This is a genomic window from Chryseosolibacter histidinae (assembly GCF_018598225.1).
GTDB classification, from domain to species: Bacteria; Bacteroidota; Bacteroidia; order Cytophagales; family Cyclobacteriaceae; genus Chryseosolibacter; species Chryseosolibacter histidini.
In genome coordinates this window covers 127555-152633 of sequence record NZ_JAHESF010000010.1, presented here as the reverse complement: position 1 = coordinate 152633, position 25079 = coordinate 127555, and the positions used below count along the sequence as shown (strand labels likewise).

General features: G+C 50.7%; 17 protein-coding genes. 10 read left to right on the top strand and 7 right to left on the bottom strand.

From position 1 onward, the window contains the following. Positions 1–14 precede the first annotated feature (14 nt). Positions 15–1439 carry an efflux transporter outer membrane subunit gene (locus KK083_RS12220; protein WP_254163519.1) on the top strand — a complete coding sequence of 475 codons (1425 nt, stop codon included), beginning with the start codon at positions 15–17 and terminating at the stop codon, positions 1437–1439. A 344-nt stretch (positions 1440–1783) separates the two neighbouring features. Here the strand turns inward: KK083_RS12220 and KK083_RS12215 are convergent, their stop codons facing one another. Continuing rightward, positions 1784–4147: an ABC transporter permease gene (locus KK083_RS12215; RefSeq protein ID WP_254163518.1), complete on the bottom strand. Its 2364-nt coding sequence runs from the start codon at positions 4145–4147 to the stop codon at positions 1784–1786. A gap of 220 nt (positions 4148–4367) precedes the next feature. On the opposite strand from KK083_RS12215, the gene KK083_RS12210 reads away from it, so the two are divergent. Then, positions 4368–5297 carry a helix-turn-helix domain-containing protein gene (locus tag KK083_RS12210; RefSeq protein ID WP_254163517.1) on the top strand — a complete coding sequence of 310 codons (930 nt, stop codon included), beginning with the start codon at positions 4368–4370 and terminating at the stop codon, positions 5295–5297. 111 nt (positions 5298–5408) lie between these two features. Here the strand turns inward: KK083_RS12210 and KK083_RS12205 are convergent, their stop codons facing one another. After that, positions 5409–5822 (bottom strand): DUF1801 domain-containing protein, encoded by a 414-nt coding sequence (locus tag KK083_RS12205; RefSeq protein WP_254163516.1) that lies wholly within the window; start codon positions 5820–5822, stop codon positions 5409–5411. Positions 5823–5867: 45 nt separating this feature from the next. Here KK083_RS12205 and KK083_RS12200 point away from each other — a divergent pair, with 45 nt between their 5' ends. Next, positions 5868–6101, top strand: a complete 234-nt coding sequence (locus KK083_RS12200; RefSeq protein WP_254163515.1) for a hypothetical protein — start codon at positions 5868–5870, stop codon at positions 6099–6101. A gap of 2 nt (positions 6102–6103) precedes the next feature. On the opposite strand, the gene KK083_RS12195 is transcribed toward KK083_RS12200, so the two are convergent. Then, positions 6104–7141, bottom strand: coding sequence for a hypothetical protein (locus KK083_RS12195; protein ID WP_254163514.1), 1038 nt, complete (start codon positions 7139–7141; stop codon positions 6104–6106). A 402-nt stretch (positions 7142–7543) separates the two neighbouring features. Between KK083_RS12195 and KK083_RS12190 the strand changes: the two genes are divergently transcribed. Further along, positions 7544–10441, top strand: a complete 2898-nt coding sequence (locus KK083_RS12190) for a ligand-binding sensor domain-containing protein (RefSeq protein ID WP_254163513.1) — start codon at positions 7544–7546, stop codon at positions 10439–10441. 10 nt (positions 10442–10451) lie between these two features. Here the strand turns inward: KK083_RS12190 and KK083_RS12185 are convergent, their stop codons facing one another. Continuing rightward, positions 10452–11102: a response regulator gene (locus tag KK083_RS12185; RefSeq protein ID WP_262899508.1), complete on the bottom strand. Its 651-nt coding sequence runs from the start codon at positions 11100–11102 to the stop codon at positions 10452–10454. Positions 11103–11286: 184 nt separating this feature from the next. Between KK083_RS12185 and KK083_RS12180 the strand changes: the two genes are divergently transcribed. From KK083_RS12180 to KK083_RS12165, 4 genes are all read left to right on the top strand, one after another. Then, a complete protein-coding gene (locus tag KK083_RS12180) occupies positions 11287–12279 on the top strand; it encodes a hypothetical protein (RefSeq protein ID WP_254163511.1) in 993 nt (330 codons plus the stop codon). A gap of 235 nt (positions 12280–12514) precedes the next feature. Further along, positions 12515–13513: an aldo/keto reductase gene (locus KK083_RS12175; protein WP_254163510.1), complete on the top strand. Its 999-nt coding sequence runs from the start codon at positions 12515–12517 to the stop codon at positions 13511–13513. A 213-nt stretch (positions 13514–13726) separates the two neighbouring features. Next, positions 13727–14593 carry a phosphate/phosphite/phosphonate ABC transporter substrate-binding protein gene (locus KK083_RS12170; RefSeq protein ID WP_254163509.1) on the top strand — a complete coding sequence of 289 codons (867 nt, stop codon included), beginning with the start codon at positions 13727–13729 and terminating at the stop codon, positions 14591–14593. 547 nt (positions 14594–15140) lie between these two features. Next, positions 15141–18191, top strand: coding sequence for a family 10 glycosylhydrolase (locus tag KK083_RS12165; RefSeq protein WP_254163508.1), 3051 nt, complete (start codon positions 15141–15143; stop codon positions 18189–18191). Positions 18192–18237: 46 nt separating this feature from the next. Here the strand turns inward: KK083_RS12165 and KK083_RS12160 are convergent, their stop codons facing one another. Together KK083_RS12160 and KK083_RS12155 are read right to left on the bottom strand one after the other, a co-directional pair. Then, positions 18238–19716 carry a preprotein translocase subunit SecA gene (locus KK083_RS12160; protein WP_254163507.1) on the bottom strand — a complete coding sequence of 493 codons (1479 nt, stop codon included), beginning with the start codon at positions 19714–19716 and terminating at the stop codon, positions 18238–18240. Next, positions 19664–20527 (bottom strand): DEAD/DEAH box helicase, encoded by an 864-nt coding sequence (locus KK083_RS12155; protein ID WP_254163506.1) that lies wholly within the window; start codon positions 20525–20527, stop codon positions 19664–19666. Before KK083_RS12155 ends, KK083_RS12160 begins: the two co-directional genes overlap by 53 nt. Positions 20528–20873: 346 nt before the next feature. On the opposite strand from KK083_RS12155, the gene KK083_RS32515 reads away from it, so the two are divergent. After that, a complete protein-coding gene (locus tag KK083_RS32515; protein ID WP_262899507.1) occupies positions 20874–20996 on the top strand; it encodes a hypothetical protein in 123 nt (40 codons plus the stop codon). 367 nt (positions 20997–21363) lie between these two features. After that, a complete protein-coding gene (locus KK083_RS12150; RefSeq protein ID WP_254163505.1) occupies positions 21364–23523 on the top strand; it encodes a xanthine dehydrogenase family protein molybdopterin-binding subunit in 2160 nt (719 codons plus the stop codon). An 84-nt stretch (positions 23524–23607) separates the two neighbouring features. Here KK083_RS12150 and KK083_RS12145 read toward each other — a convergent pair whose 3' ends face one another. Continuing rightward, complete coding sequence (locus KK083_RS12145; RefSeq protein WP_254163504.1) at positions 23608–24978, bottom strand: Gfo/Idh/MocA family protein; 1371 nt, start codon at positions 24976–24978, stop codon at positions 23608–23610. Between the last annotated feature and the right edge of the window lie 101 nt (positions 24979–25079).

Here is a 25079-nt window from a genome sequence, read left to right as displayed (position 1 = left end):
AAAACGGACTGATCATGCAAAAGCATAAGACATATCATACAATACCTTATATAACGGTCTTTTTAATGGCTGCCGTACTGCTGGGATGTTCGGTGGGCCGTAATTACAAGCAGCCCTCACTGGCGCTCCCCGAAAAGTATAACGCGGCGGTCTCCGCTGACAGCAGCCTGGCTACACGCTCGTGGAAGGTATTCTTCCAGGATACAACGCTCGCGGCACTGATCGAGCGATCGATCGCGCACAACTTCAACCTGCAGCTGGCCATCAAACGTATCGAGGTCTCGAGGTCTTACTCGCGGCAGGCACGCGCGGCGTGGCTTCCCGCCTGGAATGCCCAGGTGGCAGCGTCTACGGTGAACCCATCGGAGAACAGCCTCAACGGCATTAGTCTCAGCAATTTTCTCCATGTAAAGCACATTGAAGATTATACGCTGAGCACCGGTATTTCGTGGGAGCTCGATGTGTGGGGCAAGATCCGCCGGCAGAAGCAGGCCGCGCTGGCCGACTACCTGCAAACCTATGAAGCAGGACGTGCCGTGCAGACCAGCCTGGTGGCGCAGGTGGCCGATAGCTATTACAACCTGTTGATGATGGACGAGCAGCTCGCCATTGCGCGGCGCAACGTATCCTTGAGCGACAGCCTGCTCAACATCATCAGGCTTCAGAAAGATGCGGGCGAGGTAACGGAGCTCGCCGTTCAGCAGGCGCAGGCGCAGCAACAGACTGCGGCGTTGCTTGTACCTCAGCTCGAGCAAGCCATCACCTTACAGGAAAATGCCATTCACCTGCTGGCAGGAGAGCTTCCCGGTGAAGTAGCGCGACAGCTTGCGCTGAGTGACATCGTCATCGGAGAAAACCTGGCTACCGGCGTTCCTGCCGATCTGCTGCGGTTCCGCCCAGATGTGCGGGCCAGCGAGCAGGCGCTCATCGCTGCCAACGCCCGTGTGGGAGTAGCGCAGGGCAACATGTACCCGGCGCTGAGCCTCACCGCATCCGGCGGACTGAACGCCTACAAGTCGTCAAGCTGGTTTACAGTACCCGCATCGTTGTTTGGTACCGCTGCAGGAAACCTGGTGCAACCCATCTTTCAGCGCCGTGCCCTGAGAACGCAATTCGAGGTGGCTAAAATACACCGTGAAGAGCAGGTGATTGCCTTCAGGCAGTCCGTGACCACCGCCGTACATGAAGTCACCAATGCGCTGATAAAAATTGACAAGCTTGCCACACAGCAACAGGTGGCCACGGCCCGCGCGCAGACACTCGACCAGGCTGTGACCAACGCGCAGCTTCTGTTCAGAAGTGGCATGGCCAATTACCTCGAAGTGATCACCGCACAAAGCCGCGCGCTGCAGGCATCGCTCGAAAAGAGCGCCATTACACGACAGCAATTGAGTGCGCGTGTGGAGTTGTATGCGAGCTTGGGGGGAGGGTGGAAGTAGAGTCAGATGATCGGTGATTGGTGATCGGTAATTGGTGATTGGTAGCCCCTGGTCTGGTTCGTAGACTATCCCTTCGAGGGCTTTTCAGGTGGTAGTGCTTTTAAAGGTAGCACGCCTCTTGTACAACCCTCGAAGGGTTGACCGAGCGGAGCCCGCACTTGTTGGGTGCCCGCCCACCGCCCTTGTTGGTGTTCTTCACCGACAAGCGGATGAACGATGAGCTTAGTTAGTTGCCAGAAGTGAGGTCATGTGTTGTCTTTGTAATCAGGGTTCAGACAGCCATGACTCACTTTTTAGAACAGCCCATAACGTTCGTTAAATTAAAATCGGCTGTAAGTCATGGACTACTCAGCCCTCAACACCTCCGTTGGATTTACCAACGCGGCTCTCATGGTTTGGAAACCCACGGTGGCCAGGGTGATGATCAGCGTGAGCGCACCTACGGCCATGAATACCCACCAGTAAATGGGTGTGCGATACTCATAAGATTGCAGCCATTGATGCATCATCCACCAGGCAAGGGGAAACGCTACAACGAATGAAAGCGTGACGAGCCTGAGGAAGTCCGTCGAGATCAGTGTGGCTACGCTGTTTGCGGAAGCCCCCAGGATCTTTCTGATACCGATCTCTTTTGAACGCCGTTGTGCAGTGTAGGCGGCCAGCCCGAAAAGACCCAGGCACGAGATAAAGATGGCGAGCGCACCGAACATGCCCGCAAGCTTCTGCACGAGCGCTTCAGTTTTAAACAGTTTGTTGAACTCCTCATCCAAAAACGTGTAGTCAAAGGGATACTCTGGGTTATGTTCCTTGATCACACTTTCTATTTTGCCCAGGCTGGCAGGCAGGTCGGCAGAAGCTTTCAGCCTGATGGTGAGATACCGGTAGGATGAGGGATTGCACGTCATGATCACCGGCGACGGAGCCTTGCTGTACATATTTTCATAGACAAAATCACTGACCACACCGATCACCTTCATCTGGCGGTCACCAGCTTTGATGACGTCACCTACCGGTGATTTGTCACCCATCAGCTTCGCCAGTGTCTCGTTGACCAGGATGTTGTCGGTGTCCCGGTCCGCATCCGGGTAGAAGTCGCGACCCTCCTGGATCGTCATGTGTAATGTGGAAACAAATTCCGGTGTAACGGCTTCTGTGACGATAAGCACATTTTTGTTGGGATCCTTTCCCTGCCATGAAAGGCCATCGCTTCTGTACCATCCCAGCCTGATCACGGGGTTGATGCTCAGCGCTGCGTTCTCTGCCGCGCCCGAGCGTACGAGCTCGTTCTTAATAGCATTAAAGTGTTCGATCATGGAACCACGCACGTCCATGTAGATTACATGGCTTGTATCGTATCCAAGATCGCGTTGCCTGGCATACTGAACCTGCTGGTAAATGATTACCGTGGCCACCATGAGAATAATGGATGCTACGAACTGCACCACCACAAGCCCTTTCCTGATAAAACCAGATCCTGCATCACTACTTGCTTTTATACCCTTCAACACATGTGTCGGGTTGAATGATGAAAGATAAAACGCAGGGTAGCTTCCTGCCAGCAATCCGCAAACCAATGTGATCACAGCCAGTGTGCCGGTATGCCAGGGGTTGGTAAGCTGGATCGTTAGCTCCTTGCCGACAAGTGAATTGAATGCCGGGAGTGTACAATATGCGATCACGATGGCGATGAGCACGGAAACGAACGCGAGCATGACTGACTCGCCGATGAATTGGGAAATGAGTGTTCTCCTTGCAGCCCCAAGTGTTTTTCGAACACCAACCTCCTTTGCCCGTGGTCCGGAGCGCGCCGTGGCCAGGTTCATGAAGTTGATGCAGGCCACCACCAGGATAATGCAGGCGATGGCTGCGAAAAGTTTTACATACTTGATCTGCCCTTCATTATCCCGCACGCCGTTCGCAAAATGATTGTAAAGATGCCAGTCATTCATGGGGAAAAGAAAGCAGGAGACACCATTGCCACCTTTTTCTTTCAACAGGGTTGTGAGTTTCTCATTGATCAGGCTTACGTCAGCACCGGGATATAGCTCCACCACCGTAGGGGCAGCGTTGGCATCCCAGCGTTTCAGCCAGGGGAATTTGTTTTCCAGCAGATCGAACCGCGCAAGCCAGTCGGCCTGGAAAGAAGAATTGGGGCGGGGATCTTGTATCACACCTGTGATGGTGAATAAGGCATCGTTGTCCATCTTGATGCTCTGGCCTACCACATCGGCTGTTTCAAAGAATTTCAGCGCCATACGTTGGGTAATGACCAGCGCATGCAGGTCGTTCAGGGCTGTCTCCGGGTCTCCCTGCACGAATAGGGGCGCTACTATTGAAAAGAAGGTGGAGTCGACATAATCTCCTTTTTCGTACAGTGCTTTGTCATTTACCGTAAAGAGCATGGGAACCAGTCCGCTGGTAGTGCGTGAGGCATGTTTGATGCCTGTGATCTCGTTCCTTAAAACACCTGCCATAGGACCGGGCACTACGTTGACGGTAGATGTTACGCCATCGTGAACCTGGTTTTCCATCACACGATAAATATGATCGCGCTTAGCAACGTCATGATCGAAGGTGACCTCATCTTCCACCCAAAGAAAGATCAGCGATGCGCACGCAATACCAATGGCCAGCCCTGCAACATTGAGCGCTGCGTAACCGCGATTCTTCCACAGGTTCCGCAAGGTCGTTTTGACGTAGTTCATCATAGAAGATCAGGTTTGAAACCTGGTTACTGGAATCAGTTCGAAAGGTTACAGGGAGAGTTAAAAGTTTAAAGTTTAAGGTTTAAAGTCCGCGCCGTTTTCCGCCGTTGTTGGTGTTCTTCACCAACAACGAGATTTGGAACGCGGGATCCAAATACTCCGTATATTTGTTTTCACCCGCATACGGCCGTGGTCTGTGGACCGTCGACCGTGGACTTTTCCCATGAGAAACAACAATATCCCGATCCTCAAAAGTGCCTCCTTCGGTAAGGAGTATTTTAAAGATAAGTATGCAAAGCCGGCTTTACCTGCAGGGTCGTCTTTTCAACACTTCGAGATCAACCGCCGCTGCCTGTGGAAGAACAGCATCGAGCCACATCGCCTTGATTTTTACATGGTATTTCTTGTCATAGAAGGAGAAGGCATCCATACCTTCGGCCTGAAAGACCATTACATCAAAAAGAACATGCTGTGCTTCGTCAGCCCTGATATGGTGAGCGCGTGGCAATCGGAGTCCAACGAGCATCAGGGCATCTTCTGCACCTTCTCCGACGACTTCTTCAACCTCGGCAGCGTAAACCGGCAGTTCCTCAGCAGCCTTCCTTTTTTCCAGATCGATGGCAATGCTGTGCTGAACCTCAACGATGAACAGGCCGATTATTACCTGCTGTTATTCAAACAGATGCTCGATGAATATGAGCACAGGAACGAATTCTCCGACAACATTCTGCGAAGCCAGCTGCACGTGCTGCTGAACAAGGCCTATGCGCAATACAGTATGGAAGCTGTTCCCGCGGCGACTACCGATCACGCCGGCCTGCGATTGCTGAAGGCCTTCACTGCCTGCTACATGCGTGACTTCAACGTGATCAATGCAGGCAATACCATCGAGCTCAAGACCGTGGCAGCCTATGCCGATGAGCTTGGCGTTTCACAAAATCACCTCAACGACACCATCAAGGACATCACCGGTAAATCTGCCGGGCAACTGATCAAGGCACAGCTGATCAAGCAGGCCACCATGTGCCTGAAGCATTCCGAAAAAAGTATTAGCGAGATCGCGTACAGGTTGGGTTATGATGACCCTTCTTACTTCGCGCGTTATTATAAAAGTCAGACGGGAAAATCGCCCTCGGAATTCAGAGCGGTATAAACGTTTTTTTTAACAACCCTTTGAGGGCTTTTCAAAAGGCAATGCCTTATTTAACATAGCGCAACACTTTGCATAACCCTCAAAGGGTTGAGTTAGGTCGGGGTGGCAGGTTTATTTTAACCTTTCCAGCACTCCCTTGCGTTTTACGATATTCTTGTAATCCCATTGAATCTCCCTGGACTTCTTCAGCCATCGCTTCAGGTCTTTGGTGTTTATCTGTTCGGCAGCGGTATACCGGGCTTCAGCGGCTTTGAAGCTGCCTTCTTTTTGAAGCGATTCTTCATCGAAAGATTGACCACTCCAGAACAAAAGCCGGATACAATTTTTCAATTTGCTGTATCCGACAACCGGGTTGCCATCCAGGAACCAGACGGGATGTGCGTGCCAGATCTTATTTTCCGCTTCCGGTAAGCCATTGCTGATCTCCTGCGATAGAAGATCGCAGATATCCCGGTTTTCATCGGATTGAGCTTTGTTGTACGCTTGAATGTCTTTACTGATAGTACCTGTTGGCTTTGTGGGCATAATGGACCATGATTTGATGTAGCGCGTCAGCTGCGTAAATTGTCATTGAAAAGTACACAAAGCATCTGGCAGGACCAAACAGCACCCGGCAATATGAAGACCGCCATTGTTATGGGCACAAGTCACGTACATTCCCAGACGCCCCGCGTAAGACCTTGCGCCAGCACAGGAGTGGGCATGTTGGTGAAGAATACCAACATGGGCTGCGAACATGGGCTAAGAGTCCAGGTTGAGCGGCGCTATGAGGATGCTGTAGGCAATCAGATCCCTGCAGCCTGATCCTACATGATATAAGTGAAGGCGTAGGGTGCCGCAGCATTGTGCATCGTAACCGTTCCTGTCGAGTACCCTTCCCACTTTTTCAAATCGAAAGTTGCACGCTTCTCTCCGTAAAAGTCGGGAGGACCGGCAATCAGCACATAGAAGTCTCCTGCAGAAATGTACCCAACGGTTGACGCACTGATGTGAGCAAAGTAGCCATTGTAGGGAACACCGGGGGGACCCCACATGGCATCCTCATAGTTACATTCATTGCTCGGCTGGTGGAGTCCATAATAGAACCTTACTCCATCAACATCGATGTTGACGGCAACAGAATAAGGTTCGAAGGCGTTAACCCAGGATGAACCACCCTGTCGTAAATTTTTGCATCGCAAATATAACCTCGCGTGCATATGAATATCACCGCACCCATTGGCTGGCAATGATGTCTGTTCAACTGACGAAACCCACTCAATAACAAATTTTCGCTTGCCAGCCGGCGAGTCAAATGTATGTTGCGTGCCCCCAACCCCGATATTGCCATTATTCCATGCATCGAAATAAATACGTTCGTTCGAGCCCTCCGTATTATTTAATACCTCGGAAAGTATGATGCCAGTCCAGGGAGACCTGGCAATATCTCTTTTGTCGGTGAGCTTATTGTATTCATTCACGTCCATGAAATATTTGGTCTTGTCGTTGAAGTACATCACCACTTCCCCGATTCGAACGCGTCTCTCATTATTAAGAACAAGCCAGTGAGCGGGGGTCAGGTGCGACAGGCCTTGCGTTTCAATGAGCTTGTCTGGATTTGTTACATCACTTAAAAGGTTGGATAGCGGTGTAAACCTGAACTGATTTGTCCATGCTTTCTGCTCAACGGGGCTCATCCTCTCAATTGCAAGGAGCGTTTTCGAATAGACCTGTTCAGACGCGAACACGAGCATTCCGTCTTGTACTTCAATATCGGCAGGGGCACGATCGACTGTTATAAGTTCATCCTGCTGACAGGATATGAGTCCAATCAAAACGAGGAGTGTCAGGATTTTTCTATACATAGAAATTTGATTTATTTCTTCAATTTACACCTGCCCGTGCGGGGGGAGCAATACCTCGAAAGAAGTAAATCCGGAAGGTAGCGTTTGAATAAATTATACTTAATGGGTATCCCCGTTAACGGTCGGAACAAAAACCGGGATTGCTTCATATCGATGATCCTTTCGGAGCACAACTGCCGTGCTATTGTTTTCAGGTACCGGTATCCTTCGGGATCTTAAAAAGATGGGATTTGGGCGTGTGAGCACCTTCAACGTACAGGATATATGCTTAAGTTCCTTTTGCGAAAAATCAATATTTTCGTTCTGCAGGATGCAGTCACTTCAAAAAGACGATCTTGTTCTACAGTTGACACAGGATGGGCCTTCCACCAGCCTGATTGTACAGTATTTAAATGGCCGTTTATGATGCCAGAAGTCATACAATTATTGAAGTTCAGGTTACGCTGTTCCGTGTGGAGCGTCTGTGCATTGACGGCGCTCATGCTGCTTATAAATGTTGTGCCGGGCCTGGCGCAGGACGTTAGTTTTAAAATTTACAACGACCAAAACGGGTTGCCCAGTGCTGAGGTTTATAAAGTATTTGAGGATCACGACGGTTTTATCTGGTTTGCAACTGACAATGGTGTGGTGCGTTTTGACGGGGGAGAGATGAAATTATTCAATTTATCGAACGGACTGGCCGATCCTGTGGTGTTTTCGATCCTTGAAGATTCAAAGAACGGTTTGTGGTTCCGGACTTTTTCCGGAGCAACTTCCGTTTACAGGAACGAAAAAATGACTCCGTATCCATTTAATACCCGACTCAAATCGATCATTAAAAAAGGTTGCGATTATTCGATCGTGCCGGATAGCACCGGCGTATTGCATATCGGAACCTGTGGCATTGGAACGATGAGCGTTACACAACAAGGAGATGTTGAGCAGGTTCCCGGTGAACCTGGGGTGATTTATCTGAGGCACATAGAAAACAACAATTATATTCTCAGTGGTTTGTCATTGCATGCCAGACCAATTTTTTTTTCACATAATGGTAAAAAGCACCGGCTTGATCTCACCGGGGAAGAGACCATTTTCTTTTGCCATCAGTTCTGGAAAAACCGACTATACTTTTCTACCGGAACACGGATCTTTCAATATGACGGCAGCGTTTTGAAACAGGTTTTATTAACGAAGAAAAAGATCATAAGCCTGTCTACTGACAAAGAAGATAACTTATGGATCGGCTTTTTAAATGGCGGTGCTACGCGGTTTTCGGATGCTTCTCTTCAACGTCCCCTGGAAATGACCTCTCTTCAAAGTCATTCAGTTTCATCTGTTCTGCAGGATCGGGAAGGGAGTTTATGGTTTTCAACACTGGATAGGGGAGTGTTTTGCCTGGTAAATCCTTATATCAGAAATTTTTCCCTGATGAAGGACTTGAAAATTGCCGACGTGCTGCCGGGTCATGAAAACACCGTTGTTGCCTTTGACAATGGCACCATTATTTGTATTGATCATAAGACGAGAGTTAAAAAGTGGTTGATAGATGTGCACGAACCTGTCATTTCCGGCTTGTTCGACAGCGTACAAAACTGCATCTGGATCTCAACAACACGTCATACATTCCTGATCGATCCTTCCGGCAAGATCCTCAGAAAGATAGGGTATGCTTTCGGCGCAAGAAATTTTATTGGCGCAAAAAAAATTATTCGGCACGGGAATAAGATCTGGGGAATTAACGTGCATGGTGTTTACGTGCTTGATCCGAATGGCAATTTACTTCGTGCAAAGGAAATTGATTTCAGATGCAGAAATATAGCGGTAGATCAAAATAGGATTTACCTGGCAGGCATCACGGGATTGTATCAGTCGGATACATCACTTTCCACATTAGTTAAGATTGGCGCGTTTGAAAATGATAAAGTTTCAGGCATTCTTCCCCTTGGAAGCGAAAAGTTTCTGGTGGCTACCATCGGCAATGGATTCAAAATAGTGGAGGATAAAAAAGTAATTGCGTATGGTGTTAGCCAGCAACGGTTACCCTTTGAGAACATTTATTCTGTTTCCGTAGACAGCGCGATATGGATGGCCACCGAAAAAGGCCTTCTTCGCGTTGATCGTGAACGCCTGGTGACCCAGGGATTTTTTACCTATGATTTTTTGGATAAATCTACGGGGTTGATGAGTGACAAGATAAATTTTGTCGCCAGAAATGGCAATGAAACCTGGTGCTTTATAAATGACGGTTTTTCTGTTTTTGAAGATGGAAAAATTAACTTCGCCAACAAAAACCCTTTACCCAGGCTCAATAAGGTCACTATCAACAACAACCCGGTTAGCCTCAGCAGGCTGGGCGATTTAACACACCTGGAAAACAACATCTGCTTTGATTTCGGATTTCTCTCTTTTACTAATAGAAACATTTATATCCGTCATAAGTCAGATCAAAATGAAAAACAGTGGAACTACACCCGCGATTTCTTGATCTCTTATTTTTCGCTCTCCCCGGGCCGCCATGAGATCGATATTCAATACTCGACCGATCGTATGCACTGGGAAAGTATCCTGATGCAGCATATCTATATTCGTCCGCCATGGTGGGAAACAGTTTATTTCAAACTGGCGGTCCTGGTTCTCATCGGCTTGATCTTCTTCAGTTATTTCCGGTCGCGATATAAAGGTCGATTGTTGGAACTGGAAGCGCAAAATAAGCTGCGACTTGAAAAGGAGCGAATTGCAAGAGATCTTCATGATAACATCGGTTCCAAGCTTGTCTCATTGTCGTTGGGTTTGAACGACGTTGTTAAAAAATATGACATACCGCCTCGGCTGGCCGATTCGATTTACAACAATGTCAATACTACTGTTACTGAGCTGAGAGACACGATCTGGGCGATTCAAAAAGAAGGTATCACCTTTTCACAGTTTTTTGACAAACTGAGGAACCTGGTTTGGCGGTTACGTCAAAACGGAGAAACAATCCGATATGAATTGAACATTGACGTAGCGGATGAGTCCACTATACTAATGCCGATTCAGGCACTGAACCTTTACCGTATTGTCCAGGAAGCCATTGCCAACAGTCAAAAGCATAGTGGTTGCGATACCCTATCGATAAGCATTTTTCATGGAGGTCCGGGTAAACTTTTCTGCTGTAAGGTGAGAGACAACGGCAGTGGATTTATCGCCGAAATGGATTCAAAGGGGGAGAAGCATGGCCTGCAAAATATGCATGCTCGTGCAGCTGAAATTATGGCTGCCCTCGAGGTTTCATCCAAGATCGATGCAGGAACCCAGGTCACCATATCGCTGAGCCTGTAGAACGTACCGCCTATAACTTACTGATCTTGTTAAGGGCTTCAATTTTGTTGTTGACCTGTAGCTTTGAAAAAACATTTTTCATATGCTTTTTCACTGTGTGGATGCTGATGAAAAGCTCTCTGCCAATCTGCTCATAGGTATGCCCGGTCTCTACCAACCTCAGTACATCCAGCTCACGGTCTGATAATAGATCATTCTTTTTCACCCGCCCGTCTTTTTTTGCAGCTTCACGCGATAACAACGTGATGGTCTTGCGTGCAATACTTGGCGACATTTGCGAGCCTCCGTGGTAAACATCTATAATTGTTTTGAGGATAAAGGAAGGTTTTTCGTTTTTTAGAAGATACCCTAACGCGCCTGCTTTGAATGCTTCGAAAATGAGCTCATCTGTATCAGATATGGTGAACATAACGACATGAATTTGGGGAAACAGATCTTTGATCTTGCGCGTTGCGTGAATTCCCTCATCTATGGTGCCCATGTTTATGTCCATAATGATCACGTGGGGGTGGTCTGCCGGGTCTGTGCGCTGAAGCTCACGGTAGTAATCAAAACCACCATTGCGCACCACTACCGACTCTATTTCATAAAATTCCAGTAGTTCTTTTTTCAGCGCCTTTGCCAAAACATCATCATCGTCGATAATAGCGAGCCTGATCATTCTACAAGGTAAGACTCCTGGATCAACAGGGCAATACCCCTTTAGGATACCTGACGCGCGCTTCGGGAGATAAAAATCACCCTTTATGAGAATTTTTTGTCTCTGCTATAATTCGAACCTTGTAGCATAGCTACTCCGTAGTGCGCGCTCCGGATATCTTTTTATAGGTCTAAAAAAACAAACTATGAAAAAAACATCTTTAATTCTGATCACTTTGCTTTGCGCCCTGGCCTGCAGCGATCCAGGTGTCGATCCTCAAAAAGCAACATCCGATGTAAAGGTCATCGACGGGCGGTTGGTCTTCTCGAGCGAGGAGGCACTCATAGCGGCTTTTGAAAAACTTCAAAGTGGCGATGTCGTTGAAACCGCAAATTGGGAACGAGGTCACACGTTCAACTCGCTTAAAACGGCCCTTGAAAATGACATAGACAATGGCGATCTCACGCGAAGCTATGGTGAATATCCATTGAGCCATCAGATTATCCTGAATAGCGACGGAATTGTACAGGCCGGAGAAGAAGTTATTTTGTATTACGGAGAAGCTAAATACTACCTGCCTGTAGCGAAATTCAATGCTATCAAGGCGACCAGGGACATGATCCCGTTGGCAGAAAGGAAAGGCGTTTATAAAATTGTGAGGATTGAAAACGGCTACGCTGAAAATGCGCGACAGATCTCGGCCGACCTTGCCGGAAACGTTGGAACCGGAGGAGACCAGTTCCAATTCACGTTAGGTGACGGAAGCGAGCGGAAGTACATAACAGAGCCCGTGTCCACCTACGAGACGTTCGGTGGCCAACTGGGATGCAGTCCATACTACGACACACGCCTTACCTTATACCTGAGACTCAAACTTGAGGGAAGGGTGAACAGCCGAAGAAGCTGGTCAGCGTGTCCGGATGTGAGAACTGTTAGTTGGAACGTGAGCACTCCCAGCATGAGTTGTTACGCTTATCCTCCCTGCTCTCCCTTTGCGGCTTCCATTCCTGTTACTACTTATTATTCGTCCGGGTCTACCAGTAATGCAACCAGCAACATCTGGGTGCCCCTTGCCAGCAGCAGGCAATGGCTTGAATACGAGACATCAACATATTCTGGATATTGGGCCGGCAGTATTTCCGGAACTACCTATCAAAGTCAGAACAACGTGTCTGTTCCGCATACAGTCTACTTCTGATTTTTTGCGCACTGCTTAGGGGGACATATGGTAGCCATTGATTTTCAATGGCTACTATTGTTGTAAGATTGTACCAGCCCAGGAGGGAGACATGCTGGCAAATGGACAAGCGAAACAGGGTGGCGTCTTTTGTCCAACCTGTAAAAAGTACCAGCACAACCGTACAATCTCCTGAAAATGCGCGGCCGTTCTGATCAATTTTGAACTTCAATAGTTAATCAAAACAGATCAGAAAATGGAATATCGGCAATTAGGACGGTCAGGACTGAAGGTTCCTGTACTGAGTTTAGGCACAGGTACGTTTGGTGGCACCAATGAATTCTTCAAACGGTGGGGAGAAACAGATATCAATGAAGCCCGCAGGTTGGTAGACATCTGCCTGGAGCACGGTGTAAATTTCTTCGATACCGCCAATGTTTATTCGCAAGGTGCGGCAGAAGAGATCCTCGGCGCGGCGCTCAAGGGCAGACGCAACAATGTGCTGATCGCAACGAAAGCAACGTTCGCGGTAGGCGATGGGCCAAACGATAAAGGATCATCGCGTTATCACCTTATCAGGGAAGTGGAGGCGAGCCTCAAACGGCTGGGCACAGAGCACATCGATGTGTATTTCATGCACGGGTTCGATGCGCATACTCCCGTGGAGGAGACCCTTGCGGCGCTCGATCACCTCGTGGCCAGCGGCAAGGTTCGATACATCGGCTGCTCTAATTTTTCGGGGTGGCAGGTGATGAAATCGCTCTCGGCATCTGAGCGACTGGGACTTGAGCGATACGTGATCTACCAGGGTTACTACTCCCTCATCGGCCGCGAGTATGAATGGGAGCTCATGCCCATGGCACAGGATCAGGGCCTTGGACTGATGGTGTGGAGTCCGTTGGGATGGGGAAGGCTCACCGGAAAGATCAGGAAAGGTCAATCGCTGCCGGAAGGACGCATCAAGTCCGGTGGCGCGGCGGGTGGCCCGGAGGTTACAGACGAGTTTCTTTTTGCAGTGATCGGCGCGCTCGAAGAAGTTGCCGCTGAAACCGGAAAGGAAGTTGCACAGGTAGCCCTCAACTGGTTACTGCAGCGTGCCACAGTTTCAAACATCGTGATCGGCGCACGCAATGAAGCACAGCTGATCCAGAACCTTGGCGCAGTAGGCTGGAACCTCACCGCGCAACAGGTCAGCAGGCTGGATGCCGTCAGCGCGTTGAAGCCCGTTTATCCGTATTGGGTGGGAGCGAGGTGAGTAGTTGACAGTTGACAACCGAACAGTTGACAAAGCGTTTGAGCCAATGTGATCAGGCTCCGGTAGGGAAGGCTCTTAGTGCCAGAACTGTCACGCGCCACCGGCTTCTTTGAATCGGCAGGCGGATCGCAATACGGTCTCTGGCTATTGTCAATTGCTTTTTGTCAACTGTCAACTGGTTTTCGTATCATTGTAAACACTATGACATTGGCTATGATACGCTTCAGGTTCCCCGTTTTGTTTCTCATGTTGTTGATGCTGAGCATGCATGCTGCTGCCCAGTCCGGTGAAACTTTCAGCTTTTACCTGACGCCTTCCATGTCGGCAGAGCTGTTGAGCAGCAAGGGATCTTTTATCACCGATTTCCTGAAAAAGGAAACCGGGGTTTCCATCGAGATGAAGATCCCCAAAAACTATGACGAGCTGGTGGATAATTTCAAATCGCAGAAAACGTGTTTCGGCATGATGAACAGCCAGAGCTACGTCATCGCCAACAGCCGGCACGGTGCCGTGGTCAAGCTGAGAACGATCCGCTTCGGTCACTCCACTTACCAGGGAATGATCATCACGCATGTCTCTTCTGGCATTAAGAGCGTCAGGGATATTCAGGGCAAAATCATGGCCTACACCGATGAGCTTTCCACTTCAGGTTACCTGTATCCGAAAAAGATCCTGGAAAAAAATAACGTAAAGCCTTCCAAAGAGTCGTTCCTGCTGAAGCACGATGAAGTGGTACGGCAGGTCTATGAGCGAAAGGTCGATGCCGGCGCCGCTTTTTTTTCCATGCCCTCCGCTAATGGGGCTATCAACGACGCACGCAGCCGCATCAAAGATAAATATCCTGACGTAGAGCAGAAGGTGATCATCCTGGTGAAAACGGATCCTATCCCGAACGATCCCATTGCCTTCTCAAAAGACTTCGATCCCGTAGTTGCCAACAAGATCTGCATGGCATTGCTGAAGCTGGCACAGGATGCGAAAGGAAAACAAGCGCTGCTCGATCTCTACGGCGCCGAAGGTTTTGTGAGAGCTTCCGATGCCGACTACAATTCCATTCGCCAGGTGATGGGCGCGAAATAAAAAGGAGCCAGGAGTAAGAAGCCAAGAGCCAGGAGTCGCGCTTTACAAAACGTGCTCTTGTCAGATCAAGCTTACTATTTTATTTAAGAGTGATCCATCGCTTAAAGCCGCGTAAGGTTGCATGATTTATTGTAAAACTGCAATAACTTGAAATAATTACGCCGATTTTATTGCTAATTCTCGAAAAATACTGCAAATTCATGCACATAAAGTCGCAACTGCAATAGTTTTTAAGCCATGGGGTTGTTAGGCTGAATGGATATTTCTGCACCATTCAGCAGGCTGGGGGAGTGCTAATCAGCAGGCAGTACGCATCCCGATTGCTATCGGGACCGATGGTCATCGGAAACAGTAGGCAAAGCCGTAATCAATCAGTAGGCAGTAGGCAATAATCAGTAGGCAATGTGAGTAAACCTTCACTGACGTTTTTCTAATTGAATGGGAAAACGGTAGTGATATTTTCACGCCACTATTGCCTACTGCCAGATAGCTGAAAGCTATCTGATTTTGCCTACTGCCTACTATTCCAAATTAACCTAACAACCATATGAGAAAACGTCTACCTGTTTTTCTAGCACTCATTTTAATGTCGTTCTGCGGGTTTGCCCAGGCACCGAAACGCGAGATGCGTGGCGCGTGGATAGCAACCTATGCCAACATCGACTGGCCTAACCGCTCGCAGCCTCCTGCGCTTCAGCGTGCGGCCTTCATTTCCATCGTTGATCACCATAAGGCTACGGGCATGAATACACTGTTCATCCAGATCCGGAGCCAGTGCGATGCCATGTATCCCAGCGCCATCGAGCCGTGGTCAGCAGACCTTACGGGCACGCAGGGAAAGGCGCCGGTGGATGTGAGCCTCGTTGACGGAGCTACCACCGTATGGGATCCGTTGCAGTTCATGATCGACGAATGTCATAAGCGCGGCATCGAGTTCCATGCGTGGATCAATCCCTATCGTGCCGTGGCCAACTACAACCAGATCAATTCATTCGCTGCCACACACGTAGCCAAGCAGCACCCCGAATGGCTGCTCACCCAGGGAACGCTTCGGGTGCTCGACCCGGGATTGCCCGCCGTGCGCAATTACATTACTTCGGTGGTGGTTGACATTGTTAACCGTTACGATGTAGACGGAATTCACTTCGACGACTACTTTTATCCGCCCGCAGCAGGAGCCGGCGTTACACCTTATAATGACGACGCCACCTTCGCTGCAGACCCACGCGGTTTTACCGTCCGCGGCGACTGGCGCAGGGATAATGTGAACATCCTCATCCGCGGCCTGAACGATACCATCCAAAGTGTGAAGCCCTGGGTGAAGTTCGGTGTTTCGCCTTCAGGCATCTATCGCAACAGCACGAACCCTGCTATCGGTACGCCTACCAGCGGACTGGAACACTACACCACGCTTTTTGCAGATTCACGCCGCTGGATCCAGGAGGGTTGGGTTGACTACATCGCGCCGCAGGTATACTGGTACATCGGTCAGCCCGGTGCCAACTACAGCGTGATCGTTCCCTGGTGGAACAACAATGCATATGGTCGCCACATCTATATCGGCATGGCCGGCTACAAGGTGAACGACCCGGCACAAGGCGCTAACTGGGCCAATCCTTCCATGATCCCCAACGAAGTGCGCATGAACCGCAGCACCGCGTACCCCAATATCTACGGACAATCCATTTACAATACCAGTAGCCTTCGCAGCAGCTCGAAGCTCGGCTTCCGCGATTCGTTAAGGCTGAACTTCTACAAAAAACCTGCGCTGCTACCAGCCATGCCGTGGCGCGATAACATGGCACCTGAGCCGCCCACCTTGCTCGCCGGCGTGCAGTATGGAAGTGATTCAGTGGTGCTCACCTGGACAAAACCTGCCGATGCGCTGAACGAGCTCGACAAAGCCAAAAAATTTGTGATCTACCGCGGCGAGAATCCCGTGATCGATATCACCCGCGCTGAAAATATCGTGGCGATCACATCCACCGACGTCGCCACTTTTAAAGATGTGGCGTTACCTTCCGATACCACATATTATTACACGGTTACTTCGCTCGACCGGTTTCACAATGAAAGTGTGCCGTCTAACGTCACCGATTACGCGGCCCCGGCCATTGCGTGTGGCGGCTCCCAGCAGCTGAATGCCGACCTGGTGTGCGCTGCCGTGCTGCCTGATTACACAAACCTGGCGGTGGTGAGCGACGATGTGTCACCGGTGCATGAGATCATCGTTACCCAAAGCCCGGAAGCTGGCACGGTGGTCAACGGGCTGGAGAATGCAGTAGTGACCTTAACGGCAACAGACGCGTCTGGTAAATCGTCGTCGTGCAGCTTTGTAGTAGAGATCAAGGATGTTACACCGCCCGTTGTCAGCGCGGTGGAAGATATCATTGCGCAGACCGGCGAGGGACATACAACCTGCGAGCAGGTGGTGACCTGGACAGAGCCTGTGGCCACGGATAACTGCGCCGAAACACTGGCCTACTTCAGCCGCAGCCATGCACCTGGGTCCTCTTTCCCGGTAGGAACAACTGCCGTTACTTATGTTTTCAAAGACGCCTCCGGCAATGAATCGACCCGCTCGTTCAATGTTACGGTTGTTGATGATACCGAACCGGTGATCGTTACGAAAAATATCTCCCGCGCGCTGGCCAATGGCACGCTGACCATCACGGCTGCCGATGTGAACAATGGCTCGTGGGACAACTGCGGCATCGATGCGGGTAGCCTCAGCGTTTATCCGAATACATTCGACTGTACGAATATCGGCGCGAACACGGTGACCCTGATTGCTGCCGATGTCCATGGCAATACGCATTCCGCCACCGCCGTGGTTACTGTGACCGGCGCTGTTCCGCAGCTGGGCATCACCCTGGCAAAATCTGACAACACCTATACGGGATTGCCTGCCAACACACTGGCGCTGGGCTACGGTGCACAGAAGCTTACCCTCATTGCGTCGAACAGCACGCCATCGCAAGGGACTGCTTATGTATGGACTCCTGCGGAAGGTTTGAGCAATACCAACGCGGCTGCGACGGTCTTCACACCCGCTGCGGAAGGTCACTATGAGTTCACTGTGACGGCCACCAATTCTTTCGGCTGCGCTGCATCGGCTTCCACCGAAGTCGAAGTGATCGACGTACGATGCGGTAACAGGAACAACAAAGTGGAGGTATGCCTCGAGCTGTGGCGCCACACCACCCAGCTGTGTGTTTCACCGCTGGCAGCGAAAGTGCTGTTGAAGACCGGTGCCACGTTAGGCGCTTGTGATCCTGCCTTCAGCTTTGCCGCTGATGACGAAACGAATGCCAGGACCGCGGTGGAAGAAGATGCGGCTGTGCTCAGCGGTTTCCCGAATCCTTTCACGCATGCGGCGGTGGTGCAATTCCAGCTGCCCAAAGCGGAGCAAAATGTTTTCCTGGAGCTTTACGATGTGTTTGGCAACAGGCTTGGACGTTTGTATGAAGGCGGCGCCGAAGCGGGAAGGACCTATACCTTTACCGTTGACGCCGAGGGCATCGCCGGAAGGTTCTTTGTTGCCCGCCTGGTCACATCGCGCGAAGTATACAACTTTAAGATGGTGAGAAAAGAATAAATGAAGCTTTCCCCGCGCTGAACCTTTACCCAGCGCGGGGAATATCTTAATCTTTCCGCTTCGGCCATCCAAACATTTTCATGACCATCATGAGGGGGCCTGCCAGGAGATCGACCTGATGGCCGATGCTGCCGAGCATCAGCGCTAACGGATTTTTAAATGGATTATCGTTTACCAGGTAGGTCCATGTGGAGGACGGGCGTTTTACTTCAAGCTCGGAAACATTGATACTACCCGGGTCGCGAAGCTTGTCTTCAAGGTCTTCCATCAGTTGCCGGAACATCGCATCGGAACTTTTATAAAACTCCTGCAGCGGATTCTTCCCGGCCATGCGCTGCCAGTGAATTCCTTCCCGCAGCGCTGCAATATCGTTCATGTAATGCGACCACAGCAGATCATGCTGAAAGAGGTTATATTCTTTTAACCGTGTTTCTTCCGAAAGGAAAATGTCCTGCCTCCTGTTAAAAAAGATGATGCGTTGTTTTTCAATGAAATGCGCATATTGATGAACGTTGAGCCGGATCTCGTAAAGCTGCGCTTCAATAATACGTTGCGCCTGCGCGATGCTTCTGGTGATGGTGGCGTGGCGTATCGGCTCATCCTGCCGCAAATTTCTGAGCTGTTCAGGCAGCAGGCTCTTGAGTCTGTACCTGGTCATCAGGTCATCCTCCATGCTGATGATAAATTGTGAAGAGCCCGGGTCGCCCTGTCTTCCGGCACGTCCTCGCAGTTGATAGTCGATGCGAAGGTTCTCGTGTCGGTTTGTTCCAATGATGTGCAAGCCGCCGGCGGCCACAATTGCTTGCTTTGAGCGCTGCTCTCTGCCGCCCAGCATGATGTCTGTGCCACGCCCTGCCATGTTTGTGGAGATCGTGACTGCGCCTGGCATTCCGGCCTGCTCGATGATGGCTGCTTCCAGTTCATTGTTCTTCGCGTTGAGCACGGTGCTGGGGATACCATGTCGCTGCATTTCCGCCTGCAGCTCTTCCGATTCTTTTACGGTTAATGTGCCTATCAATATGGGCCTGCCTGTCTGATGCACCTTTTCTACTTCTTCAATGATGGCCTTTACTTTCGCCGCTTTATGAGTCAAGATCCTGTCGGGATGGTCGATGCGCTGGCAGGGCTTGTGCGGCGGGATCACCGTAACACCGAGGCCGTAGAAGTTCGCAAATTCTTCGGCAGCATGCTGCGCCGTGCCGGTCATGCCTGAGATTTTCGGATAACAATTCATGAGATGCTGCAGCGAAATGGAATTCAGGATCCTTCCCTCAGACTGTACCACCAATCCTTCCTTCGCTTCCACCGCCGCCTGTAACCCGTTCTGCCATTTCCTGTCTTCCACGATCCTGCCGGTAAATTCATCGACCAATTTTATGCGTCCGTCTTCAATGATATAGTCAACATCCCTGCGAAGCATGGACCGGGCCTGCAGCGCGAGGTTCACGGCGATGAGCAGATCGCGATGGTTGTCATCGTACAGATTCTGAACAGAAAAAAAAACGCTCTGTTTTTTCAATACCATGGTCGGTCAGAAAAACATTCCGCGCATATTCGTCCAGCATAAAATCACGGTGGAGCGCGAGGCTCGAAACGTACCGGGCAACCTGGTGATGATCCACGGGTTGCCCCTCTATGTTGCCGGCAAAGACCAGCGGATTCCGGGCTTCATCTATCAGGATCGCGTCGGCTTCATCTACAATCGCATAATTAAAATCGCGCAAAATGATCTCGCCCGGTTCATACGCCATGCAGGACCGAAGGTAGTCGAACCCTACTTCCTTGGCGGTGCCATAGGTGACATCACAACGGTAGGCAGACCGTTTCTCCGTGGCGGGCATGTTTTCCTGGATAAAGCCAACAGACAATCCCATGAATTCATAGACAGGCCGCATCCAGTTGGCGTCGCGTTTGGCGAGGTAATCATTAAAGGTAAGAACGTGCACACCTTTGCCGCCCAGGGCATTCAGACAGGCTGCAAACACTGCTACCAGCGTCTTGCCTTCGCCGGTTTGCATTTCAATGATATTTCGCTGGTGGAGGGCGATGGCTCCCAATACTTGTACCCGGTAGGGTGTGATGTGCAGTGTTCGTTTGAATGCTTCGGCGACAATGGCGTAGAGCCCGGTCATGTGCGCATCCGGGGATTCGCCCGCGCGCACTTTTTTTCTGATGACAGCGGTCATCCGCTTTAATTCCTTGTCGGTTTTGGCAGCCATTTCGCTAACGAGCTGAAAGGTCTGTACCAGCGGACTTTCGTACGGCTCGACATCTTTGGTAACCGAGGTCTGTTTTAATCTATGGAGAAAAGTTTTGATCTTCTTAATCGCTTCCATTTTACATTCAGTTGAAAATTTAACATCGTTCATCTGCATGTCCTGTCAGGACAACAACTGATGCAGCGGCAAAGATCCTGCGGAAGGAATAGAATGACGGAAGGATCTACGCTACATCGACCGGTAAAACGAACGCGTCATCCTCACCTGAATTTTGATGCGGAATATTAAATAACCTGCTATGGTTATGGGTAGCGTAAAATGGCCGGCTATTGACCGGACCAGTGTTGTGTATGATTAATGAAGAGACGCCGAAGTGTGGTGAACGAAAGTGCGGAGTGAAAATGCAAGCTGTTGCATCGTTTCCCGGGATGACTTCGGAAATGGATAAAACAGGAAAGACTGAATGGCTCGCCGCATCAAATGTAAGCTCTATGCGATAAAGGATCTTACGGTCACTGTGGCCAGAAAGAATATCACTTTCAGGCAGGTCAACGTTCAATATGCCCGCAACCACTACCAGCAGTAGAAAACTGTTGACAAATGAAGTGATACCTGTTTTAACGTGCGTATGCATAATTCATCATCGCCCAACTGTACTGCTTCAATGATCTTACCAGTTTTATAGTCGAGGAGAAATTGTAGCAAATTGGCAGTCTCAGGGCAGCACCAGACCGTTATGGCAGTTAAAATAAAGTCTGTCGTTATCGAGACTGACCTTCCTGACAGAATTTGGTCTAACCTTTCATCAATTCACCCGTGTGTTTCGTATTCCTGCGTATGCTTCTGGTCAATATCATTTCCAGTTGATTCAGCAGACACTTTTCTTTGATCTGTATGAGCGGAACCGTGCCGGCGGAGCTCCGCTTAAAAAGGAAAGTCTTCAGCAACACACCATGAGGAAATCAGCTAACATCAACCGCAGGGATTTTATCAGAACAGGTGCGCTCGCCGCGGGTGGGCTGCTGATCTCTTTTAGTGTGCCGGCTCGAGGCCTGCGCTCCTTATCGGACACACCTTTGGCGAAAGTGGCGCTCAATGCTTTCCTGCATATAAGCGAAGACAATAGTATTCACATCATCATTTCCAAGGTGGAAATAGGGCAGGGGGTCTGGACCACGTTACCCATGCTGATCGCTGAAGAGCTTGATTTTGACTGGAGCAAGATAAAAGTAGCGCATAGGCCGGGTGGTAAAGGAACCGATTTTGCGGAATCGGTCTATGCGTTGTCCACCGGTGGCTCGGACTCAACCCGTTCAGAATTTGACCGGTATCGCCTGGCAGGAGCAACGGCCCGTACCATGTTAGTAAGCGCTGCTGCAAACCGATGGAATGTTGCGCCGGAAGCGTGTCGAACGGAGAACGGTTACGTCATCAGCGGAGACCGGAAGCTCAGCTACGGTGCAATAGCGTCCGACGCATCGAAGCTGCCCGTGCCATCGGTAAAGCTGCGTGAACCTGCGCAGTGGAAATACATCGGCAAACCTCAGAAACGACTCGATACGCCAGACAAGACCAGTGGCAAAACGAAGTACGGCATCGACATCCAGTTCCCAGGCTTACTCACGGCAGTGGTGGCCTATCCGCCTGTTTTTGGAGGCAAGGTGAAGACGCTCGATGCCGCGCGTGCAAAAGTTGTGCAGGGTGTGCACGATGTACTAGAGATCCCGGCAGGCGTTGCTGTGCTGGCTGATCACTATTGGGCGGCGAAGCTCGGACGCGACGCACTTCAGATCGAGTGGGACCATGGCGCTGTTGAAACCGTTACCACTACTGCACTGGAAGGAGAATATAAAAGGTTGTCCCGTACCGCGGGGCGAATCACACAACATAGGGGTAATGTGGAACGTGCGCTCAGCCAGGCCGTGGAGGTTGTTGAAGCTGAGTTCACGTTTCCTTTCCTGGCCCATTCACCGATGGAACCCTTGAATTGTACGGTAAGGATCACGCAAGACAAATGTGAAGTATGGGCAGGCACACAATCGCCTTTGATCCACCAGGCCGAAGTGGCGGTGTTCCTGGGCCTGAAGCCCGAGCAGGTTGAGTTCAATACACCCGCGATCGGCGGAAGCTTTGGAAGACGTGGCACCTTCAAGGACGACTGGATGATGGACGCGGTGCACATCGCCAAGGCAAGCGGAAGGGCGGTGAAGTTGGTGTGGTCGCGGGAAGACGATATCAGAGGCGGATATTATCGTCCTTTTTATGTTCATAGAGCGATCATTGGCATCGGCAGTGATGGATATCCGCAGTCGTGGCGGCACCACGTGGTGGGACAATCCCTCTTCGGTGGCACGATCCTTGAAAACGACATCGCCCCCAATGGCATCGACTACAGCTCGGTTGGTGGTGTGCATGGCTCACCCTACCTTACAACTATTCCCGATCATTCGGTGGAACTGCACACTACAAAGATCAATGTGCCGGTGTCGGCATGGCGATCGGTGGGGCATACTCATACCTGCTTCGTGATGGAGTCGCTGATCGATGAGCTGGCAACGCTTGCGCGGAAAGACCCCGTGGACTACCGGCGTACGCTGCTCAAAGATCACCCCCGCCACCTGGCCGCCCTCAACCTCGCCGCGGAAAAGGCAGGATGGAGCAACCCCATGGCTGCAGGCCGGTTCAGGGGCGTGGCTGTGCACGAGGCCATGAACAGCTACGTTGCACAGATCGTTGAATTATCGGTGGTTAATAAGAAGATCCGCCTACACCGCGTGGTGTGCGCCATTGATTGTGGACTGGCCGTGAACCCGGATGGCGTTCGCGCGCAGATGGAAGGAGGCATCGTTTATGGACTTACGGCAGCCTTGTACGGGGAGATCACGCTGGAGCAGGGAAAGGTCACGCAAAGCAATTTCCATAACTACCGCATGCTGCGCATCAATGAGATGCCCCAGGTTGAAGTGCATATTGTGCCGTCTGAGGGGCCCATGGGTGGTGCAGGCGAGCCCGGTGTTCCGCCTATAGCGCCTGCATTGGCCAACGCGCTGTTTGCTGCAACGGGGAAGAGGGTGAGGAGACTTCCTGTGAATCTTGAAAAGGAGCGTGAGTAAAGGTACGAGATACGAGGTACGAAGTACGTGGCGCCCGGATCGAAGAAGGCATCGTACCTCGTCCTTCGTACCTCGTACCTAATTCTACACCTTCTCCGGATTCGGGTGCACCCACGGTCCCCGATAGGCGCGCTGCAACAGTTTGGTGGCTTCGGGGTCGCCGGTCACTTCGCGTTTTTTGGGATCGTAAACCAGGGGCCGTCCCGTTTTCATGGAGAGGTTGGCCAGGATGCAACTTGCTGTGGAGATATGTCCCTGCTCGATATCGGCGACAGGTTTACTTTTTTCGTCGATGGCTTTCAGGAAGTCGAGCATGTGCAGCCTCGTGGCGGGGGCGGCATTCAGCTCGATGCGCTCTTCCGTCAGGTCTTCCGGATATTTTTCTTTTTCGTAGACAACATCTTTATGGATCTTTTCTACTCCTTTCCCTTCCGGGATAAAGTCATATTGCATGGTGCTGGCCGCCAGCGTTCCTTTGTCGCCATAGATCTTGAAGGCCCAAGGATACTCGGGATCGGCAGGTGTGCCCCACGAACGGTGCTGCCACACGCAGTTGAGTCCGTCGTATTCGAAGATCGCCGTCTGTGTATCGGCGATATTTGACTTGCCTTCTTTCTGAACGTAGATGCCTCCCGTGGAGCTGATGCGCTTAGGCCACCCGAGGTTGAGCATCCAACGAACGGAGTCGAGCATGTGGACACACATATCGCCCATGATGCCGTTGCCATACTCCATAAAGGTGCGCCACCACCGGATGTGGGGAAGCCCATCATAAGGACGCAGCGGCGCAGGACCGGTCCACATTTCATAATCGAAGAAATCGGGCACAGGTTCTACCGCCGGATTGCCATTGGCGCGCATGTGATAGTAGCAGCACATTTCAACGTGCGACACTTTGCCCAGCAGTCCTGCATCAACGATGTTCTTCTTGGCATCGATGAGGTGTGGCGTGCTTTTGCGTTGCGTGCCCACCTGCACCACACGGTTGTATTTGCGTGCGGCGGCAACCATGGCTTCTCCTTCCATCACATCCACGCTGATGGGTTTCTGAACGTATACGTGCGCCCCGGCTTTCACGGCATCGATGGCCTGTAGCGCGTGCCAGTGGTCAGGAGAACCGATGAGCACAATATCGAGCTGGTTCTCTGCCAGCATTTTCCGGTAATCGCCATAAAGCTTGGGAACCTTGCCGGACTTCTGGCGCTGTTTCACAAGGTTGCCAGCCGCGTTGAGCAGATTTTTATCGACATCACAAAGCGCCACCACTTCAACCGGAGCTACCTGGATCAGCCTGAACAGATCACTTTTGCCATACCATCCGGTGCCGATCAAAGCCACCTTGCGGGTTTGCTGCGGGTGGATGATATCCATGCCATAAGCGCCCAGCGTAGTGAGGGCCAGTGATGCCGAAGCTCCCTGCAGGAAGCGTCTGCGGTTGATATTGAAGTGGTTCATCGATTGGAATAAAATTGATTGCGTTGGAACCTAAAATAGGAGGAATAAACAGGATTGGCAACCGTAAAGTCCACAGACCACGATTTACGGGAGGTACGAGG

Coding starts and splice junctions, on each gene's coding strand:
- KK083_RS12220 (WP_254163519.1), top strand. CDS start 15: ATGCAAAAGCATAAGACATATCATACAATACCTTATATAACGGTCTTT.
- KK083_RS12215 (WP_254163518.1), bottom strand. CDS start 4,147: ATGATGAACTACGTCAAAACGACCTTGCGGAACCTGTGGAAGAATCGC.
- KK083_RS12210 (WP_254163517.1), top strand. CDS start 4,368: ATGAGAAACAACAATATCCCGATCCTCAAAAGTGCCTCCTTCGGTAAG.
- KK083_RS12205 (WP_254163516.1), bottom strand. CDS start 5,822: ATGCCCACAAAGCCAACAGGTACTATCAGTAAAGACATTCAAGCGTAC.
- KK083_RS12195 (WP_254163514.1), bottom strand. CDS start 7,141: ATGTATAGAAAAATCCTGACACTCCTCGTTTTGATTGGACTCATATCC.
- KK083_RS12190 (WP_254163513.1), top strand. CDS start 7,544: ATGATGCCAGAAGTCATACAATTATTGAAGTTCAGGTTACGCTGTTCC.
- KK083_RS12185 (WP_262899508.1), bottom strand. CDS start 11,102: ATGATCAGGCTCGCTATTATCGACGATGATGATGTTTTGGCAAAGGCG.
- KK083_RS12180 (WP_254163511.1), top strand. CDS start 11,287: ATGAAAAAAACATCTTTAATTCTGATCACTTTGCTTTGCGCCCTGGCC.
- KK083_RS12175 (WP_254163510.1), top strand. CDS start 12,515: ATGGAATATCGGCAATTAGGACGGTCAGGACTGAAGGTTCCTGTACTG.
- KK083_RS12170 (WP_254163509.1), top strand. CDS start 13,727: ATGATACGCTTCAGGTTCCCCGTTTTGTTTCTCATGTTGTTGATGCTG.
- KK083_RS12165 (WP_254163508.1), top strand. CDS start 15,141: ATGAGAAAACGTCTACCTGTTTTTCTAGCACTCATTTTAATGTCGTTC.
- KK083_RS12160 (WP_254163507.1), bottom strand. CDS start 19,716: ATGGTATTGAAAAAACAGAGCGTTTTTTTTTCTGTTCAGAATCTGTAC.
- KK083_RS12155 (WP_254163506.1), bottom strand. CDS start 20,527: ATGGAAGCGATTAAGAAGATCAAAACTTTTCTCCATAGATTAAAACAG.
- KK083_RS32515 (WP_262899507.1), top strand. CDS start 20,874: ATGGCTCGCCGCATCAAATGTAAGCTCTATGCGATAAAGGATCTTACG.
- KK083_RS12150 (WP_254163505.1), top strand. CDS start 21,364: ATGAGGAAATCAGCTAACATCAACCGCAGGGATTTTATCAGAACAGGT.
- KK083_RS12145 (WP_254163504.1), bottom strand. CDS start 24,978: ATGAACCACTTCAATATCAACCGCAGACGCTTCCTGCAGGGAGCTTCG.